We start from the raw sequence: 18422 nt of genomic DNA, 5'->3' as shown, positions 1-18422 counted from the left end.
GGCAGAAAGGGCCGGCGCCGGGGTGGCGCGCGGCAGCCCCTCCCCGCCCGCGTTCGAGACCGATTGCAGGCGCGGCGCCCCCGGCCCTTTCTGCCCGCTCGGTTGGGCGAGCATCCGCTGGTAGAGGTCGAAGTCGATGCGCCCCGTGGCGATCAGGTCGTTGTCCGCCTGATAGCGGGAAATCGCGTCGCGGGTGCGCTCGTCGAGCTGGCCGCTGTCCGATCCGTCGTAATAGCCCTCGGCCAGCAGGACGCGCTGGACGTAGGCGACGCGCTGCGACGGCGCCATGCCGTCGAACCAGTCGCGCGCCTGCCCGGCGAAGGCCGGGTTGGTCTGGTCGATGCCCAGGCACTGCCAGTAGGGGGTGCGGGTCATCTTGCCCAGCACCTCGATCGTGCTGAGTTCGATCAGCGTGCGCACCGCCTGATGCAGCCCCTCGGACTTGTTGAGCGACACGTTGAAGGACAGGCCGGCCTTGCCGATCACCGCACCGGCGTCCGCCCCCTTGCCCGAGGAGATGATGGCGAGCGAGTTGCTGGCCGACAGGCCGGGGATGATCTGGCGCGTCGCCAGTTCCCCGATGTTCAGGTCCACCGAGATCACCGACATCACCTGATCGGCGGAGATGCCCAGGTCGAAGGTCGGCAGGGAGATGCCGGCGCTGGCCGCCTCGCTCACCACATTGTCGTCGAGCTGGGTGATGGCGCCGCGCACGTAGTAGGACGGCGCGCGGAAGTTGGGCTGCACCCCGATCATCCAATAAAGCGCGTTCACGTCGTCCAGCGTCGGCTCGAAATCGACGAAGCGGAAGGCGTTCGACCGCTCCGACATGCGCGATACGGCGGTGATCAGCATTTCCTTGGTGCCGCCGGCCACCCGGCCCGTGGCGTCCGGGATGCCGTTGGAGGTGATGAAGATGTCGCGCTTGCCATGGTTCCACATCAGCGTGTCCATGCAGCGCAGCGCCTCGCTGAAGTTGGACACGGTGCGCACGGGTGGGGTCTTCGGTTTCTGGACCACGGTCGCCTGCTCGCCCGAGGTGACGCAGGCTCCGAGAAGCATGAGCGCTGCCACGGCCGCCACTCTCGCGAAACCGGTGCGCCGGACAAATGCCATGGCCTCACTCCCTGGACGTTCAGCGGACTGGATCAGCGGGCCAGATCAACGGACCGACACGCGCGTGCTGTCGCCGCCCGGACGCACGGTGATGGTGATCTTCTTGGACAGGATCGGCGGGTCGTGCGGGATGTGCTCCGCGTCGCCCATCAGAAGCTGGAGCGTGTGCCGCCCCGGCGGCAGCTCCAGGTAGGTTTCCGTCTGGCCCTTCCCGAAATGGATGTAGTTGCGGTTGTTGGGGATCGGCTCGTCCATCGGCGGCAGCTCGGCATCGACCAGCAGGTGATGGTGGCCGGTGTTGTCCTTCCGCACGCCCGCCGGAGCGACGCCGAAGTTGCGCAGTCCGAACCACACCTTGAAGCGGCCCCTCACCACCTCGCCGTCGTTGGGCCAGCCGACGTAGATATAGACGTCCTTCGGCGCCGCCGTCCGTCCGGACTTCGCCGCGTCGGGGCTAGAGGGCGTGCTTTCGTGCTCGTGCCCCGGGCTGGCCGGCTGCGGCGTGTTGGTGGTGTCGGACAGCGGCTTGTCGAGCGGGTCGGCCTCCGGCGACGATTGCGCGGCCAGCGGCCCGGCGGCGAGCAGGGCGGCCAGAAGGACCGGGACGGCGGCGGTGCGCATCATGACTTCCTCCCTGTCGCGCTCTTATTGCGGCACGATGATGGTGATCTTCTGCGACATGATCGGCGGGTCATGCGGCACATGGTCCGCGTCGCCCAGGATCATCTGGAGCGTGTGCCGGCCCGGCGGCAGCTCCAGCCGCACCTCCGTCTGGCCGCCGCCGAAATGCAGCGACTGCTTGGTGTTCGGGATGGGTTCGTCGTAGGTGGCGAGGTCGCTGTCCACCAGCAGGTGATGGTGCCCGGTGTCCTCTTTGCGGATGCCCGCAGGGGCGATGCCCATGTTCTGCAAGCCCATGCGGACCCACAGCTTTCCGCCGGAAATGGTGGCGCCGTTGGACGGCCACATGATGTAGGCGCGGGCACCCTCCGGCGCCTTCTCCCGTCCATTTGTGCTGTTTGCGCTTTGGGCCGACGCCGCGCCCGGCAACAGGAGCAGCGCGGCCGCCACGATCATGGCGGCATGAGGCATGGACACCTCGCTCTTCTGGCTCTTCTCTTTGGGAGCTTCAATCTTATGCTTGGTGGACGGGCAATGTTCGCGGTTTTTCGGACCTCATCCTTTCTCTCCCCTCCCTCCGAATATTACGGAGCGAAGGCGCTCACCAACCACCCCATTTTGCGCGAAGAGCGGGGCCGCTCCGCCTATTCCTATTTTGGGCTTGACGGTTGCGCTCGCGGTGCGAAGGTCACGGGGCAGGAGGTTGCCGGTCCCGCATGCCCGATTCATCCCGCCTCGCCCCGCTTCCCGTCGGTCCCACCGGCGCGCCGCCACGCCTCGGCCTGCGCCATCTGCTGGCCCCGGCGCTGCTGACTCTCGGGGCGGCCGGTCTGGCGGGGCAGCGCCCCTGGCTGTCCGGCCACGTCACTCCCATCGCGGGCGTCATGGTGGCGGACGCGCTGGCCTCGCTGTTCGCCGTGGTCGCGTGGCTGGCGGCGGCGTGGCTGGGGTCGCGGGTCATCGACCTCGTGGTGGCGAGCCACCCCCGCGCCACGCCGATGCCCCGCCTGTTGACCGATCTGCTGCGCGCGCTGCTCTACGGGCTGGCGGTGCTGGGCATCCTGGCCTTCGTGCTGGGCCAGCCGGTGACCGGGCTGGTCGCCACCTCCGGCGTGGTGATCGCGGTGCTGGGCTTCGCGCTGCGCAACATGATCGCCGACATCTTTTCCGGCATCGCGCTGAACGTCGAGCATCCCTACCGCATCGGCGACTGGGTGGAGCTGACCCCCGGCGTCACCGGGCGGGTGGACGAGATCAACTGGCGGGCCACCCGGCTCGTCACGCTCGACGGTACGGCGCTGGTGGTGCCGAACGGACTGGCCGCGGGCAACCGCATCACCAACTACAGCCAGCCCGGCAGCGGCTTCCGCGCCGGCGTGCCGGTGACCCTCGACGCCGAGGTGCCGGTGGCCCGCGCCAAGCGGATCATCCTGTCGGCCATCGTCTGCTGTGACGCCGTCCCCACCGAGCCGCGGCCCGACGTGGTGGTGGAAAGCATCACCCTCAACGGCGTCACCTATCAGGCGCGTTTCTGGGTGGCGGATTATTCCCGGCTTGCCGCCACCCGCGACGCCGTGGCGACCACCATCCTGGATCATCTGTCCCGCGCCGGTCTGGAGCCGGCCAGCCCCAAGCAGGAGATGCGCCGCCGCAGCAACCGCCCGCCGCCCTGTTCGGCGCTGGGGCTGGGGCGGGACCTGCTGTCCCATGTCGACCTGTTCGCCGCCTTCCGCCCTGAGGAGATCGACGAACTGGCGTCCGGCATGCATCTGCGCCACGTCGCCGCCGGGGAGGCGGTGGTCCGCCAGGACGAAACCGGGACCTCCCTCTTCCTGGTGGCCGAGGGCGCCCTGGACGTGCGCGGGGCCTTCGGGGGGCGGACGCTCCTGCTCGACCACATGGGGCCGGGCGACGTGTTCGGGGAGATGTCGCTGCTGACCGGCCAGCCGCGCAGCGCGTCGGTGATCGCCAACACCGACGCCGTGGTCTATGAGCTGGACAAGGAGGCGCTCGACCCCGTCCTGCGCCGCCGTCCGGAGCTGGCCGCCCGGCTGGCCGACCTGATGGGCCTGCGCCAGCGCCGCAACGACGCCCACCGCCGCGCCAGCGCCCCCGCCGCCGCGCCCCAGACAGCGGCCGAGCATGACCTGCTGGCCCGGCTGAAGACGTTCTTCAGTTTGTGACTTAGGTGCTCAGCGGAGAAAAGGGCATCCCTGCCTGCTCCAGCGCCTTTTCGATCACCTCCGCCGAGGTCTGGTCGAACAGCTGCAGCAACAGGTCGTCGATCTCGCGGTCCTGGCTGTTGCCGCAGGCGTCGAACAGGGTGGCGATGGCCTCCGTCTGGAAGCGCTCCCGCCCGTCGTCACCCCCCCGGTAGTCCAGCGCCTTCGCCACCGCGATGGCGACGCGGAAGGGCTTCAGCAGGGTGAAGGACAGGCCCGCTTTGGCGAACAGCCCCTTCAGCGCGTGCGGCCCGCCGTCCCAGGCGAGCTGACGGGCGTTCTCCGGCGGCAGGTTGGCGCGCACCGCCATCCCGGCGTCGAACAGCGCAATCTCCCCGGCGCACAGCGCGCGGAAGAGCAGCGGCGCCGACAGCCGCCCGCGGATCAGCAGATGCCGGGCGAGAAGCTCCACGTCCGCCTCGCGCGGGGTCAGCGGCTTGAGCAGGAGCAGGGTCACCGCCTCCCGCGCCCGCTCCACCAGGACCCCGATCAGGCGGGGGTTGAGCCGGTGGCTGCGGATCAGCCGGTTGCGGATCTCCTCCGACACGAAGAGGATGAGCTTCTCCACCACCGCCGCCGACAGGTCGGGCCGCGCCGCCATGGCCTCGTTCACCGTGGCGACGCCGCCCCAGCGGTCGAGCACGCTGTGCAGGGACGGTTCCGCGATGACGGCGCCCCGGTTGCGCAGAAGTTCGGTGATGACGATGACGTTGCCGTTGCGCACCAGCGCGTCGGACACCGCGGGCGGGACGGAACGGCGCCCGGCAATGGCCAGTTCCTTCGCCGGGCGCCGTTCGCGCAGGATGTCCAGGAGCAAGCCTTCGCTCAGCTTTTCCGCGTGGCGCAGGATGGGGAAGGCCACCCGGTCGACGTCGCGGGCCAGCTTCTCCGCCAGCCCCTCCGTCAGCAGGGAGGAGTTGTGGATCTGCCACGCCACCGCCTCGCGCACGGCGGTCACCGCGTCGGCGGCGAAGCGTTGCAGGATGTCCATGGCCAGCGCCCGTTCCGCCTCGGCGAGGTCCCCCGCCTCCAGGTCGCGCACCAGATGGGTCATGGTGTCGATGCGCGCCTGGGCGTCGGGCGCGGCCAGCAGGCGCTCGACATCCTTCTGGCTGAGGGACCGCTGTGACATGCGCTGGGTCTTCCGGAACGGACGCTCGGGATCAATACTCCGGCGTATCGTAGCGGATCAGATCGCTCCACGCCCGTTCCAAACGGCGCAACGTGCGGTAAGTCGTCTCCAGATCGGCGGCTTCCTCGTCGGTGCGGATCAGCGCCTCGCCCCGCACCGCCTCCAGCCCGCGCAGCGCCTCGCACAGCTTCAGGCCGCGCTCCGACAGGCGGAGCCGCGCCGTGCGCCGGTCGCGCTGCGAGGCGGAGCGGTCGACATAGCCCGCCTCCACCAGATGCTTCAGATTGTAGGAGGCGTTGGAGCCGAGATAGTAGCCGCGCTCCAGCAGGTCGCGCACCGACAGCTCCTCGCCGCCGATGTTGATCAGCATCAGGGCCTGCCCGGGACTGAGGTCGTCGATCCCGATCCGCGCCAGCTCCATCCGCAGCACGTCCAGGAAACGCCGGGTCATGCTCTCGATGATGCGGCCAAGGTCGGTGTAGACGGCGGGCAGCGACGCGCCCGCCGGGGCGGCGCTGTCCGGCGTGGCTCTCTCCGGCACGGCTGGGGTCGGCTGCTGCTTGGCGGCGGCGCTCATCGCGATACTCCCGCTTTGGAAAAAAGCTTCATGGTATGGCGTCGATCCAATTCCGAACGGTGGACGGTTCACCCGTCCTTCTGTCGCAAGAATGATAAGATTTTAGTTTAATTTGTGGAAACAATGTTGAGACATGGCGGCCCTGCACACCGGAACCGCCCCATCCACCTCCTGTTGCTCAGCTGTTCCCGCAACACGGAGGAGGCCGGCCATGCCGCATCCCACACGCTGTTCCGTCGCACCGCAAGCGTGCACTCGGAGGGTCCGCTGATGCGCAGCGGCTTGGCTCTCGCAGCTGGTCTGCTGACCGGCCTGTGGCTGGACACCCGCCGCCGCACCAACCGGGCGGAGCGCGAGCACCCGCCGACCGGCCATTTCATGAGCGTCGGCGGCACCCGCCTGCACTATCTCGACCGTGGGCCGAAGGACGGCGCGGCGCCCCCCGTGGTGTTCCTGCACGGCAACGGCACCACCGCCGACGACTGGGCGCTGAGCCTTCTGGACGAGGCGGCCCGGCACCGGCGCTGCGTCTGCTTCGACCGGCCCGGCCATGGCTACAGCGAGGCGACGCCGCGGCGCGACGCCGGTCCCGCCGCCCAGGCCGCGCTGCTGCGCGCCGCCACCCGCAAGCTGGGGCTGGAGCGTCCCATCGTCGTCGGCCACTCGCTGGCCGGAGCGGTGGCGCTCGCCTGGGCGCTGGATTTCCCGGAAGAGGTCGGCGGTCTGGTCATCCTGTCGGCCTTCACCCATCCGACACCGCGGCCCGATTTCCTTCCCCTCCTGGGGCCGGCCATTCCGGCAGCCGGGCCGCTGCTCAGCCACACCGTCCTGCCGCCGCTGGACCGGCTGATCCTGCCGGCGTTGATGCGCCGCATCTTCGAGCCGAACCCCGTGCCGCCCCGCTACGACGAGTTGTCTCCCGACCTTCTGCTGCGCCCGACGCAGCTGGAGGCCGCCGCCGCCCAGCTCGCCGCGCTGATCCCCGGCGTGGCGGCGATGGCGCCGCGCTACTCCGAGATCCGCTGCCCGATGTCGGTCGTCGCGGGACGGGAGGACCGCATCGTCGATCCCCACGCCCACGCGGTGCAGCTGCACAACGCGGTGGCCGGATCGACGCTGCATCTGCTGTCGGAAACCGGGCACATGCCGCAGCACGCCCGCCCGGACGCGGTGATGGCCGCCATCGAGCGGGTGGAGCGGGCCATGACCGGCACGTCGGCTCACGCGGAGGCATGAGTCGACTCTTCCGATTTGGCGACCGGGGATTGCGACTCGAAAAAAACGACTCGTGGCGACTCGGGTGAGGGATGGTTAACAGTTTGGTTACGATCCGAGGGCTAACCTTTGGCCATATCGCACACTTTCAGCGCCTCAAGGATTACGCCGATGTCCATGGCCGCCGACGTTGACACCATCGAACGCACGTCCATCGTCGCCTATACCCTCCTCAACGAGCTGCACGACGTGCTGGCTCTGCCCAAGGCGCCCGATGACGTGACGCTCGGCATTCTGATGGGGCTGTCCATGTTCATGGACGACAAGGTCGGTCCGATGCGCTCCAAGCGCCTGATGTCGGAGGCGCCGACCATCGTCCTGAAGACCGACGCCCATGTCACGTCGGACCAGATGCAGCGGATCATGCCGGTCCTGCGCGCCTTCGGCGACCACCTGAAGGACATGCGCGCCAAGGCTTCCCGCCCGGTCGACGACACCGTCGCCTGACCACAGAGCACAGCTCCGGTTTCACGAAAGGCCCGGCCGGCAACGGCTGGGCCTTTTGCCGTTCCGGTGCCCGGCTTGACCCGCCCGGCAATTCATCGGATGCTGAAACCATTGGTTCACCGGAGGGTCGCCCCCGGTGGTCCGGACGCAACGCAGGGGCGGCTTCGGCCATGGAACTGCCGTCGGGGGATTGGATCTGGGCTCTGGCCATCGCCGCCCTTCTGACGGGTGCGACGGTCAGCGTCATCGTGCTCGCCGCGGTCGGCTCGATCCGCCGCAGCGTCAACGAGGGCGGCGCCCGCCAATCGCAGCAAATGCGCCGGCTGACGGAGAACATCGCCGCCCTGAACGCCCAGCAGCGGGCCGCCGATGGCCGCATCCAGTCCCTGACCGAGGCGAACCGCAAGCTGGCGGAGGAGGTCGCGGCGCTGAACGAGCGGCTGCGCGACGCCGATTCCGCCCCCCGCATCACCGGCACCGCAAGGCTTCTCCACTGACCATGCCCGACTTGTCTTCCTGCCCCATCGACGGCGGCGCCGAGCGCGCCCGCTGGACCGCCAGCGCCGACGCCTGGGACCGCTGGGCCGACCCGATGGCCGATCTGGCCGACAAGCTGAACCAGCCCCTGCTGGACGCCGCCGGAGTGACGGCGGGCGACCGGGTGCTGGACCTCGCCTCCGGCGCCGGCGAACCGGCGCTGAGCGCCGCCCTCCGGACAGGTCCGAACGGGCTGGTGGTGGGCAGCGACCTCGTGCCCGGCATGATGGCCGGCGCCCGGCGCCGCGCCGCGGGGATCGCGGACGGGCTGCGCCCGGCCTTCGCCGCCGCCGACATGACCGCCCTGCCCTTCGCCGCGGCGAGCTTCGACCGGGCGACCTGCCGCTTCGGCATCATGTTTGTCCCCGACGTGGCGGCGGCTCTGGCCGAACTGCGGCGCGTGCTGCGTCCCGGCGGGCAAGCGGCCTTCATGGTCTGGGGGCCGCGCGCCGGCAATGCCCTGTTCGACACGGTGGGCGAGGCCGTCGCCGCCCAACTGGGCGAGGACCGCAGCCTGGACCCGCTGTTTCGCTTCGCTGCACCCGGCCTTCTGGCGGAGGCCATGCGCGCCGCCGGCTTCGCCACGGTGGGCGAGACCGACATCACTCCGGTCCGCAAGGCCGCCCAGGGCCAGCCCTTCTGGCGCGCCACGCTGGAGATGAGCTTCGGTCACCGCCTGCACACCCTCACCGCCGGACAGCGCGCCGAACTGGACGCCGAGGTGACCCGCCGCTTCGACGCGCAGGCCCAGGACGGCACGATCCCCCTGCCCATCCACGTCCGCATCGTCACTGGCGCTTAATTCCCTCCCCTGCGATAGCGGGGGAGGGTCAGGGAGGGGGCAAGACTCCGCACCCCGACCGCGCACCCAAGTGCCGCAGCCACTCCACCGAGCCATATTCCCGGTTGACCGCGCCCACGCATTCCTCTGGATGTTGCGTGCCGACGGGCCCTACCCGTCCGGCATCCGAAAGCCGTCAACGGGACGCAAAAGCGCTCCCGTTCTTGCTCCGTTCGATTCGCGACACTATTCTTTCCGGTCTCAGCGAATCATTCGGTTCTCCATGCCCCTCTCCTCCCCTCTCCTCCCCGCCAACGTCCAGGGCTGGTTCCGGTCGCGGGGCTGGGCGCCGCACCCGCACCAGCTCGCCATGGTCGAGGCCGCCGCCGCCGGGGACAGCGCCCTGCTGATCGCGCCGACCGGCGGCGGCAAGACGCTGGCCGGCTTCCTGCCTTCGCTGATCGATCTGGCGGAGCGCCCGCGTGAGGGGCTGCACACGCTCTACATCTCGCCGCTGAAGGCGCTCGCGGTGGACATCCAGCGCAATCTGGAGGAGCCCGTCGCCGAGATGCGGCTGCCCATCCGCACCGAGACGCGCACCGGCGACACGCCCGAATCCAAGCGGCGGCGGCAGCGGGCCAACCCGCCGCACATCCTGATGACCACGCCGGAAAGTCTGGCGCTGATGATCGCCTACGCCGACGCGGCGACGATCTTCCGGCACCTGCGCTGCGTCATCATCGACGAGTTGCACGCCCTGGCCGGGACCAAGCGCGGCGACCTGCTGGCCCTCGGGCTGGCGCGGCTGTCCCGGCTGGCGCCGCAGGCCCGGCGGGTCGGGCTGTCGGCCACGGTGGCGGAGCCCTCGCAGCTGCTCGCCTGGCTGTCCAGGACCGGCCATGCGGATGGCGGCGACGTGCGGCTGGTCACCGGCCGGGCCGGCGCCTCCGCCGAGGTGGAGATCCTGACGACGCGCGCGCGGCTGCCCTGGTCCGGCCGCATGGCCATGCACGCGCTGAAGGACGTGTACCAGCGCATCCGCGCCCACCGCACCACGCTGGTCTTCGTCAACACGCGCGCCCAGGCGGAGCTGGTCTTCCAGGAACTCTGGCGCCGCAACGACGACAGCCTGCCCATCGCGCTCCACCACGGCTCGCTGGCGGCGGAGCAGCGGCGCAAGGTCGAGGCCGCCATGGCGGCGGGCAAGCTGCGGGCGGTGGGGGCGACCTACTCGCTCGAACTCGGCATCGACTGGGCGGCGGTCGATCTGGTGGTGCAGATCGGCGCGCCCAAGGGGGCGAGCCGGCTGGTCCAGCGCATCGGCCGCGCCAACCACCGGCTGGACGAGCCGAGCCGCGCCCTGCTCGTCCCCGCCAACCGGTTCGAGGTGCTGGAATGCCGCGCCGCGCTCGACGCCGTGGCGACCATGAGCCTGGACGGCGAGCGGCCCCGCCCCGGCGGGCTGGACGTGCTGGCCCAGCATATGCTCGGCATGGCCTGCGCGGAGCCGTTCCGGCCCGACGACCTCTACGACGAGGTGGTCTGCGCCGCCCCCTACGCCGGGCTGGCTCGGGACGAGTTCGACGACGTGCTGGACTTCGTGGCGACCGGCGGCTACGCGCTCGGCAATTACGAGCGCTTCCACCGGCTCAAGCTGCGCGAGGACGGGCGCATGGCGGTGGCCGGGCCGGCGGTGGCGCGGCAGTACCGCATGAACGTCGGCACCATCACGCACGAGGCCATGCTGCGCGTGCGCCTCAGCCGCGGCCCGGTGCTGGGCGAGGTGGAGGAGCATTTCATCCAGGGCCTCACCCCCGGCGACACCTTCGTCTTCGCCGGGCAGCTGCTGAAGTTCCTCGGCATCCGCGAGATGGAGGCGCAGGTCGCCAAGGGCGGCACCGGGGAGCCGAAGGTCCCGGCCTACGCCGGCGGGCGGCTGCCGCTGACCACCGCGCTGGCCGACCGGGTGCGCGCCATGCTGGCCGACCCGGCGCAATGGCCCGGCCTGCCGGAGGACGTGCAGGAATGGCTGCGGCTCCAGCGCTGGCGCTCCGTCCTGCCGGCGCGCGACGGGCTGCTGGTGGAGAGCTTCCCCAAGGCGGGCAAGCGCTTCCTCGTCGTCTACGCCTTCGAGGGGCGGAACGCGCACCAGACCCTGGGGATGCTGCTGACCCGGCGGATGGAGCGGATGGGCTGCGGCCCGCTCGGCTTCGTCGCCACCGATTATGTGCTGGCGGTGTGGTCGCTGCGCACGCCGACCAACTCCAATGGGGACATGGACGGGCTGTTCGACCAGGACATGCTGGGCGACGATCTGGAAGCCTGGATGGACGAGTCTTCCATGCTGCGCCGGACCTTCCGCAACGTGGCGCTGATCACCGGGGTCATCGACCGCCGCCATCCCGGACAGGAGAAGTCGGGGCGGCAGGTCACCTTCTCCTCCGACCTGATCTACGACGTGCTGCGCAAGCACGACCCCGGCCATGTGCTGCTGCGCGCCACCCGCGCCGACGCGGCGGGCGGGCTGACCGACGTGCGGCGCCTGTCCGATTTCCTGATCCGGGTGAAGGGCCGCATCACCCACAAGGACCTCGACCGCATCTCCCCCCTCGCCGTGCCGGTCATTCTGGAGATCGGGCGGGAACGGGTGGATGGCTCCGCCACCGACGAGCTTCTGGAGCAGGCCGCCGCCGATCTGGTGGCGGAGGCGATGCCAGAGTTGGATTCGCCCCGTGATGAGCAGGGCCGCTTGACGTTGTGAGGGACATGGACACGACGATGACCCTGCGGGGCGCCGCTCTGGCCCCCGATCCCTCCGGCGCGCTGGTCTGGCCGGCGGAGCGGACGCTGGTGGTGGCCGACCTGCATCTGGAGAAGGGATCCGCCTTCGCGGCGCGCGGGCGGATGCTCCCGCCCTACGACACGCGGGCGACGCTCGGCCGGCTGGCGGAACTGGTGGAGCGGCTGGCGCCGGAGCGGGTGATCTGCCTGGGCGACAGCTTCCACGACCGCCGGGCGGCGAGCCGCATGGAGGCGGGGGACGTGACGCGGCTGCGCGACCTGACCGGGCGGGTGGCGGACTGGCTGTGGGTCACCGGCAACCACGATCCGGAACCGCCGGAGGGGTTTGGCGGGCGCATCCTGGACGAGCTGACGCTTGGCCCGCTGACCTTCCGGCACGAGGCGGTGCCCGGCGCGGTGGGCGAACTGTCGGGGCATCTGCACCCGGTGGCCGCCGTCGTCGTTCCTGGGCGGCGGGTGCGGGAGCGCTGCTTCGCCTTCGACGGGGGAAAGCTGATCCTGCCGGCCTTCGGCGCCTTCGCGGGGGGGCTGAACGTGCTGGACCCGGCGGTGTCCGGCCTGCTGGCGGCGCGGTTCGAGGTGCATCTGCTGGCCCGCGGCAAGGTCCACCGCTTCCCGCGCAGCCGCCTGTCTCCGGACAAGGCTTGAAAAGAAAAAGCCCGGAGAGTCGGGGGAACTCTCCGGGCAAGTTGTCCTGCCGGCACCGGCGGTGAAACGTCCGGCAGGAGGGACCTCGATGAAAAAGCAGAACGTCAGTTCGGCATCATGACCGTGTCGATCACGTGGATGACGCCGTTGGACGCCATGATGTCGGGCTTCACGACCTTCGCGTTGTCCACCATCACGCCGCCCTTCGTCGCGTCGATGTCCACGGTGGTGCCTTGCACGGTTTTCGGCGATGCCGTCTTGCCGGCGATATCGGCCGAAGTCACCTTGCCCGACACCACATGATAGGTGAGTACGGAGCGGAGCTTCTCGCGGTTCTCCGGCTTCAAAAGATTTTCGACGGTGCCGGCGGGCAGCTTGGCGAAGGCCTCGTCGGTCGGGGCGAAGACGGTGAAGGGACCGTTGCCCTTCAGCGTGTCCGCGAGCCCGGCGGCCTGGACGGCCTGAACCAGCGTCTTGAATTGGCCCGCCGAGACGGCGGTGTCCACGATGTCCGCCGCCTTCGCGGATATGGCGGCGAGGGACAGCGGCAGGGCGACGGTGGCGGCGGTCAGCAGGCGTGACAGGCGGGACATGTGGTTTCCTCCGTTGATGGCGTCTCGTTCCTCCCCCGACCGTGGAACCGGCGCCGTCGGCCGCCGTGCCTCCGGCTCCACGTCGTGGCAGCGAAGGCGGAAATAGCGGCGCGGAAATCGCGGTCAATAGGATTTCCCCAGGAAAAATTTTTGCCGCCGTGGTGATCCGGAGCAATCGGCACCGCGTAGCAAGAGCCATTGACCGTGGTCATTGGCTGCGGCGTTTTGGCATGCCCGTTCTTCTGTCCATTTCCTTAAAGTTGGCCGATGACGACCGATCAATCCCCCATCCTCGTCTGGTTCCGCAACGATCTTCGCCTTGCCGACAACCCGGCGCTCAGCGCCGCGGCGGAGGATGGGGCGCCGGTGATCCCGGTCTACATCCGCGAGAAGGACGCCCACGATCCCTGGCTTCCCGGCGCCGCCTCCCGCTGGTGGCTGCACGGCAGTTTGGAGCGGCTGGGCAAGGCGCTGGCCAAGCTCGGCTCGCCCCTGGTGCTGCGCAGCGGCGACCCCGCCGCCGTGCTGGCCGCGCTGGCGGAGGAGACCGGGGCCGACACGGTTCTGTGCAACCGCCGCGCCGGCCCGACCGCCATCGCCCGTGACCGCCGGGTGGGCGAGCGGCTGACCGCGCGCGGAGTGACGGTGCATCCCCACAACGCCGCCCTCCTGTTTGAGCCGGGAACCATCCGCACCAAGTCGGACACGCCCTTCCGGGTCTTCACGCCCTTCTGGAAGGCGCTGCTGTCGATGCCGGAACCGCCCCGCCCCGCCCGTGCGCCGGGCAAACTGACCCCGCCGGCCAAGCGGGTGTCCAGCGAGTCGCTGAAGGATTGGGGCCTGCTGCCCACCGCGCCCGACTGGGCCGGCGGCCTGCGCGAACGCTGGGAGCCCGGCGAGGAGGCGGCGCGGGAGCGGTTGGCCGATTTCCTGGACGGGCCGGTCGCCGCCTACCCAGTGGCGCGCGACCGCCCGGACCATGACGGGACCTCCGCGATGTCACCGCACCTCGCCTTCGGGGAGATCGGCCCGCGGCAGATCTGGCACGCCACCCGCCACGCCGCCGACCAGCGGCATGAACTGGCCGCCGGCGCCGAGGCCTTCCTGCGGGAACTCGGCTGGCGGGAGTTCAACCACCATCTGCTGCGCGAGGAGCCGGCCATTCCGGACACGCCGCTGGACGCGCGCTTCGCCCGTTTCCCCTGGCGGACCGACAAGGCGGGCCTGCGCGCGTGGCAGCGCGGGCGCACCGGCTACCCCATCGTGGACGCCGGCATGCGGCAGCTCTGGCAGACCGGCTGGATGCACAACCGCGTGCGCATGATCGTCGGCTCCTTCCTCATCAAGGACCTGCTGATCCCCTGGCAGGAGGGCGAGGCATGGTTCTGGGACACGCTGGTCGACGCCGACATCGCCAACAACGCCGGCAACTGGCAGTGGGTGGCCGGCTGCGGCGCCGACGCCGCCCCCTTCTTCCGCGTCTTCAACCCGATCCTCCAGGGCGAAAAGTTCGACCCGGAGGGCAACTATGTCCGGCGCTACGTGCCGGAACTGGAAAAGCTGCCCAACCGCTGGATCCACAAACCGTGGGAGGCGCCGGACGAGGCGCTGCGGCAGGCGGGGGTCAAACTCGGCAAGGACTACCCGCGGCCGATCGTCGACCATGGCACCGCCCGCGACCGCGCGCTGGCCGCCTTCCAGGAGATCAAGAAAGCCGGCGATTGATCGGCGCGGAGCCGTGACACCCGACCGTGTGTTTTCATTCCGCCTTCATGGGAGCGCAAAGAAACCGTCACAGGCCCCCGGTAAGGTGCGCCCGCCCAACCCCACATAAATTTGCGGGAAGAGACGAGGCACACCGATGGATACCCATGACCTGCCCCAGAAGGGCACCAAGTATCTGACCTTCGAGGGCCGCGAGGACATCGGCTCCAACCCGTCCGAAAACCCGACCATGGGCGACGTCATCAACGCCCGCCTCGGCCGCCGCGACATGATGCGCGGCATGCTGAGCGGGGCCGCGGTCAGCGCCCTGATCGGCCCGGCCGCCCTGCTCTCTTCGCCGCGCGAGGCCGAGGCCGCTGTGACCGGCGCCCAGCGCCCGGCCAAGGCCAGCTTCTCCTTCCAGGAGGTGGCGCACGGCGTGGACGCCGACCATCACGTGGCATCCGGCTACAACGCCGACATCCTGATCCGCTGGGGCGACCCGGTGGTGCCCGGCGCGCCGGCCTTCGACCCGATGAACCAGTCGGCCGAGGCGCAGTCGAAGCAGTTCGGCTACAACAACGACTTCGTCGGCTACGCCCCGCTGCCGCTCGGCTCGCAGTCGCCGGACCGCGCCCTGCTCTGCGTGAACCACGAATACACCGACGAGGAGGTCATGTTCCCCGGCGTCGGCGTGGAGCAGCAGAAGGACAAGTTCGCCCGCATGACCAAGACGCTGGTGGACATCGAGATGGCCGCCCACGGCGGCACCGTCGTCGAGATCCGCAAGGTCAGGGGCAAGTGGGTGACGGTGGCGGACTCCCGCTACAACCGCCGCATCACCGGCGAGACGCCCTGCGCCATCACCGGCCCGGCCGCCGGCCACGCCCAGATGAAGACCAGCTACGACCCGACCGGCACCATGGTCCGCGGCATGCTGAACAACTGTTCCGGCGGCATGACGCCCTGGGGCACCTGGCTGTCGGCGGAAGAGAACTTCAACGGCTATTTCTGGGGCAAGGTCGAGGACACCAACCCGAACGCCAAGGTGCTGAAGCGCTACGGCTTCCCCGGCGAATGGTACAACTGGGGCGTCCATCACGACCGCTTCGACATCGCCAAGGAGCCGAACGAGTCCAACCGCTTCGGCTGGATCGTCGAGATCGACCCCTACGACCCGACCTCGACCCCGAAGAAGCGCACGGCGCTCGGCCGCTTCAAGCATGAGGCCTGCCAGATCGCGCTCGGCAAGGACGGCACCGTGGTCGCCTACACCGGCGACGACGAGCGCTTCGACTATGTCTACAAGTTCGTCGCGGCCAGGAAGTTCGACCCGAAGAACCGCGCCGCCAACATGGACATCCTGGAGACCGGGACGCTCTACGTGGCGAAGTTCAAGGCCGACGCCTCGGTCGAATGGCTGCCGCTGGTTCACGGCCAGGGCCCGCTGACCGCCGAAAAGGGCTTCCCCGACCAGGCCACCGTCCTGATCAACGCCCGCCTCGCCGCCGACGCGCTGGGCGCCAACAAGATGGACCGCCCGGAGGACATCGAGGTCAACGCGGTGACCGGCAAGGTCTACGTCATCCTCACCAACAACTCCCGCCGCAAGCCGGAGCAGGTGGACGCGACCAACCCGCGCGCCGAGAACAACTGGGGCCACATCGTCGAGATCCTGCCGGACAACGGCAACCACGCCGCGACCAAGGCGGAGTGGACGATCCTGGTCCGTGGCGGCAACCCGGCGGACGGGACGGTCGGCGCGCAGTTCCACGCCGACACCTCGGCCAACGGCTGGTTCTCCTGCCCCGACAACGCGGCGGTGGACCACCGCGGCCGCCTGTGGATCACCACCGACCAGGGCGAGAACTGGAAGAAGGCGTCCGGCACCGCCGACGGCGTCTGGGCCGTGGAGACCGAGGGCGACCTGCGCGGCCTGTCCAAGATGTTCTACCGCGTGCCGGTGGGTGCGGAGATGTGCGGTCCCTGCTTCACCACCGACGACAAGACCCTGTTCGTCGCCGTGCAGCACCCGGCCACCGACGGCGTCGACCAGTGGGAAGGCTTCAAGGGCAAGCTTTCCTCCTTCGAGGACCCGGCGACCCGCTGGCCGGACTTCAAGCCGAACATGCCGCCGCGCCCGTCAGTGGTCGCCATCACCAAGAAGGACGGCGGCGTGATCGGTCTCTGACCGACCGGGCGTCCGTCCCATAATCCAGCGACGCGCCTGAAAGGGCGGCTCCCGCGTCCGGGGCCGCCCTTCTTCTTTGTCTGGTGTCGGTGTCCGGCGATGTAATAAGATAACGCCATGCCCCCCGACCCCCATTCCCCCGCCGGCCCGGCCTCCCGCCATGGGCACGACCACGCGCATTGCATCGCCGACGCGCTGACACGCGCCGACGCCCTGTGCGCGGAGCGCGGCGCCCGGCTGACCGCCCTCCGCCGGCAGGTGCTGGAGCTGGTCTGGAACAGCCACAAGCCGCGCGGCGCCTACGCCATCCTGGAAGACCTCAGCCAGCGCGAGGGCAAGGCCACCGCCCCGCTGACCGTCTACCGGGCGCTGGAGTTCCTGGTGGAGTACGGGCTGGTCCACCGCATCGAATCACTGAACGCCTACATCGGCTGCGCGGCGCCGGGGGCCGTCCATTCCGGGCAGTTCCTGGTGTGCGAGACCTGCGGCAACGCCGTGGAGATCGACGACCCGCGCATCCGCGCCGCCATCGGCACCATCGCCGCCGAGCATGGTTTCCAGGTCAGCCGCCCCACCGTCGAGGTGCGCGGCACATGCACCGACTGCCAGGAGAAGACCCCGTGACCGCCGCACCCACCCCTGCCGCCCAACCGGCGCCCCGCCTGCCCGTCTCGGTGCTGACCGGCTTCCTTGGCAGCGGCAAGACCACGCTGCTGCAACGGCTCCTGCACCATCCCGGCATGGCCCGCACCGCCGTGGTCATCAACGAGTTCGGAGAGGTCGGGCTTGACCATCTGCTGGTCGCCAAGGCGTCGGAGAACATGGTGCTGATGGACAGCGGCTGCCTATGCTGCACCATCCGCGGCGACCTCGTCGACACGCTGCGCGACCTGTTCCTGAAGCGCGTGCGCGGCGACATCCCGGAGTTCGACCGGGTGGTGGTGGAGACCACCGGCCTCGCCGACCCGGCCCCGATCATCCACACGCTGATGAGCGACCCGCTGCTGGCCGCCCGCTTCCGCCTGGACGGCGTCATCAGCACGGTGGACGCGGTGCACGGCGCCAGCCAGCTCGACCGCCAGCCGGAGAGCGTGAAGCAGGCCGCCGTCGCCGACCGCATCGTGCTGACCAAGACCGACCTCGCCACGCCCCACACGACGCTCGCTTTGTGCCAGCGCCTGACGGCGATCAACCCGGCCGCCCCGCAGATCCCAGCGGCCTTCGGCGAGGTGGACCCCAAGCAGCTGTTCGACGCCGGCCTCTACAACCCCGACACCAAGAGCCCCGACGTGGCGCGCTGGCTCCGCGAGGAGGCGTACCGGGACGAGCAGGCCAAACATCATCATGGGCATGGGCACCATCACCATGAGCACGAGCACGAGCACGGCGACGCCTGCGGTCCCGACTGCGGGCACGATCACCACCACCACGACGCCAACCGGCACGACGACCACATCCGCGCCTTCTGCATGGTGGTGGACGAGCCGATCCCGTGGAACAGCTTCGTCGACTTCATGGAGGCCCTGATCGCCACCGGCGGGGAAAACCTGCTGCGCATCAAGGGGCTGCTGAACGTGAAGGAAAGCCCTCTGCCGGTCGTCGTCCACGGCGTGCAGCACATGTTCCATCCGCCGGTTCAGCTCCAGGAATGGCCCGGCGAGGACCACCGCTCCAAGATCGTCTTCATCACCCGCGACATCGGCGAGGCGGTGATCCAGCCGATGTTCGACCAGTTCGTCTGGGGAGCGGAAGGGGCGGCCTGAGGGCACTTCTTGC

17 protein-coding genes are annotated in these 18422 nt (G+C 69.8%); 11 read left to right on the top strand and 6 right to left on the bottom strand.

Going from position 1 to position 18422, the window contains the following annotated elements:
- The 3 genes from GBZ26_RS15545 to GBZ26_RS15535 form a co-directional block, all read right to left on the bottom strand.
- The coding region (locus tag GBZ26_RS15545; protein ID WP_345772046.1) for a peptidoglycan-binding protein at nucleotides 1-1074 on the bottom strand (1074 nt) is incomplete at its 3' end.
- 87 nt (nucleotides 1075-1161) lie between these two features.
- A complete protein-coding gene (locus GBZ26_RS15540; protein ID WP_246653620.1) occupies nucleotides 1162-1740 on the bottom strand; it encodes a DUF4399 domain-containing protein in 579 nt (192 codons plus the stop codon).
- A gap of 21 nt (nucleotides 1741-1761) precedes the next feature.
- Nucleotides 1762-2208, bottom strand: coding sequence for a DUF4399 domain-containing protein (locus GBZ26_RS15535; protein ID WP_174439613.1), 447 nt, complete (start codon nucleotides 2206-2208; stop codon nucleotides 1762-1764).
- Between the two features lie 245 nt (nucleotides 2209-2453).
- Here GBZ26_RS15535 and GBZ26_RS15530 point away from each other — a divergent pair, with 245 nt between their 5' ends.
- Nucleotides 2454-3920 (top strand): mechanosensitive ion channel family protein, encoded by a 1467-nt coding sequence (locus GBZ26_RS15530; protein ID WP_246653621.1) that lies wholly within the window; start codon nucleotides 2454-2456, stop codon nucleotides 3918-3920.
- Between the two features lies 1 nt (nucleotide 3921).
- Here GBZ26_RS15530 and GBZ26_RS15525 read toward each other — a convergent pair whose 3' ends face one another.
- Both GBZ26_RS15525 and GBZ26_RS15520 read right to left on the bottom strand, forming a co-directional pair.
- Nucleotides 3922-5091, bottom strand: a complete 1170-nt coding sequence (locus GBZ26_RS15525) for a DUF2336 domain-containing protein (RefSeq protein WP_174439612.1) — start codon at nucleotides 5089-5091, stop codon at nucleotides 3922-3924.
- A gap of 31 nt (nucleotides 5092-5122) precedes the next feature.
- The gene (locus GBZ26_RS15520; RefSeq protein WP_035674181.1) at nucleotides 5123-5668 is read right to left on the bottom strand and encodes a MarR family winged helix-turn-helix transcriptional regulator; all 546 of its coding nucleotides are present in this window, start codon (nucleotides 5666-5668) and stop codon (nucleotides 5123-5125) included.
- 270 nt (nucleotides 5669-5938) lie between these two features.
- Here GBZ26_RS15520 and GBZ26_RS15515 point away from each other — a divergent pair, with 270 nt between their 5' ends.
- The 6 genes from GBZ26_RS15515 to pdeM all read left to right on the top strand — a co-directional run bounded on the left by GBZ26_RS15515 (nucleotide 5939) and on the right by pdeM (nucleotide 12158).
- Entirely contained in the window at nucleotides 5939-6904 is a 966-nt protein-coding gene (locus GBZ26_RS15515; RefSeq protein ID WP_174439611.1) for an alpha/beta fold hydrolase, read from the top strand.
- A 156-nt stretch (nucleotides 6905-7060) separates the two neighbouring features.
- The gene (locus tag GBZ26_RS15510; protein WP_246653622.1) at nucleotides 7061-7390 is read left to right on the top strand and encodes a hypothetical protein; all 330 of its coding nucleotides are present in this window, start codon (nucleotides 7061-7063) and stop codon (nucleotides 7388-7390) included.
- 170 nt (nucleotides 7391-7560) lie between these two features.
- Nucleotides 7561-7887, top strand: a complete 327-nt coding sequence (locus tag GBZ26_RS15505) for a hypothetical protein (RefSeq protein ID WP_174439609.1) — start codon at nucleotides 7561-7563, stop codon at nucleotides 7885-7887.
- Between the two features lie 2 nt (nucleotides 7888-7889).
- Complete coding sequence (locus GBZ26_RS15500) at nucleotides 7890-8729, top strand: class I SAM-dependent methyltransferase (protein ID WP_174439608.1); 840 nt, start codon at nucleotides 7890-7892, stop codon at nucleotides 8727-8729.
- Nucleotides 8730-8991: 262 nt separating this feature from the next.
- Nucleotides 8992-11469 (top strand): ligase-associated DNA damage response DEXH box helicase, encoded by a 2478-nt coding sequence (locus GBZ26_RS15495; RefSeq protein ID WP_174439607.1) that lies wholly within the window; start codon nucleotides 8992-8994, stop codon nucleotides 11467-11469.
- Between the two features lie 5 nt (nucleotides 11470-11474).
- The gene (gene pdeM, locus GBZ26_RS15490) at nucleotides 11475-12158 is read left to right on the top strand and encodes a ligase-associated DNA damage response endonuclease PdeM (RefSeq protein ID WP_174439606.1); all 684 of its coding nucleotides are present in this window, start codon (nucleotides 11475-11477) and stop codon (nucleotides 12156-12158) included.
- Nucleotides 12159-12262: 104 nt separating this feature from the next.
- Here pdeM and GBZ26_RS15485 read toward each other — a convergent pair whose 3' ends face one another.
- Nucleotides 12263-12751: a fasciclin domain-containing protein gene (locus tag GBZ26_RS15485; protein ID WP_174439605.1), complete on the bottom strand. Its 489-nt coding sequence runs from the start codon at nucleotides 12749-12751 to the stop codon at nucleotides 12263-12265.
- Between the two features lie 267 nt (nucleotides 12752-13018).
- Between GBZ26_RS15485 and GBZ26_RS15480 the strand changes: the two genes are divergently transcribed.
- The 4 genes from GBZ26_RS15480 (at nucleotide 13019) to GBZ26_RS15465 (ending at nucleotide 18409) form a co-directional block, all read left to right on the top strand.
- Complete coding sequence (locus tag GBZ26_RS15480) at nucleotides 13019-14476, top strand: cryptochrome/photolyase family protein (protein ID WP_174439604.1); 1458 nt, start codon at nucleotides 13019-13021, stop codon at nucleotides 14474-14476.
- Nucleotides 14477-14612: 136 nt separating this feature from the next.
- The gene (locus GBZ26_RS15475) at nucleotides 14613-16646 is read left to right on the top strand and encodes a PhoX family protein (protein ID WP_174439603.1); all 2034 of its coding nucleotides are present in this window, start codon (nucleotides 14613-14615) and stop codon (nucleotides 16644-16646) included.
- A 117-nt stretch (nucleotides 16647-16763) separates the two neighbouring features.
- The gene (locus GBZ26_RS15470) at nucleotides 16764-17270 is read left to right on the top strand and encodes a Fur family transcriptional regulator (RefSeq protein WP_174439602.1); all 507 of its coding nucleotides are present in this window, start codon (nucleotides 16764-16766) and stop codon (nucleotides 17268-17270) included.
- Nucleotides 17240-18409 carry a CobW family GTP-binding protein gene (locus tag GBZ26_RS15465; protein WP_174439601.1) on the top strand — a complete coding sequence of 390 codons (1170 nt, stop codon included), beginning with the start codon at nucleotides 17240-17242 and terminating at the stop codon, nucleotides 18407-18409. Before GBZ26_RS15470 ends, GBZ26_RS15465 begins: the two co-directional genes overlap by 31 nt.
- Nucleotides 18410-18422 lie beyond the last annotated feature (13 nt).

This window comes from Azospirillum formosense (assembly GCF_013340925.1).
In the GTDB taxonomy this organism is placed as follows: Bacteria; Pseudomonadota; Alphaproteobacteria; order Azospirillales; family Azospirillaceae; genus Azospirillum; species Azospirillum formosense.
The sequence above is the reverse complement of the archived record's forward strand: the minus strand, read 5'-3'. Positions and strand labels throughout refer to the sequence as shown.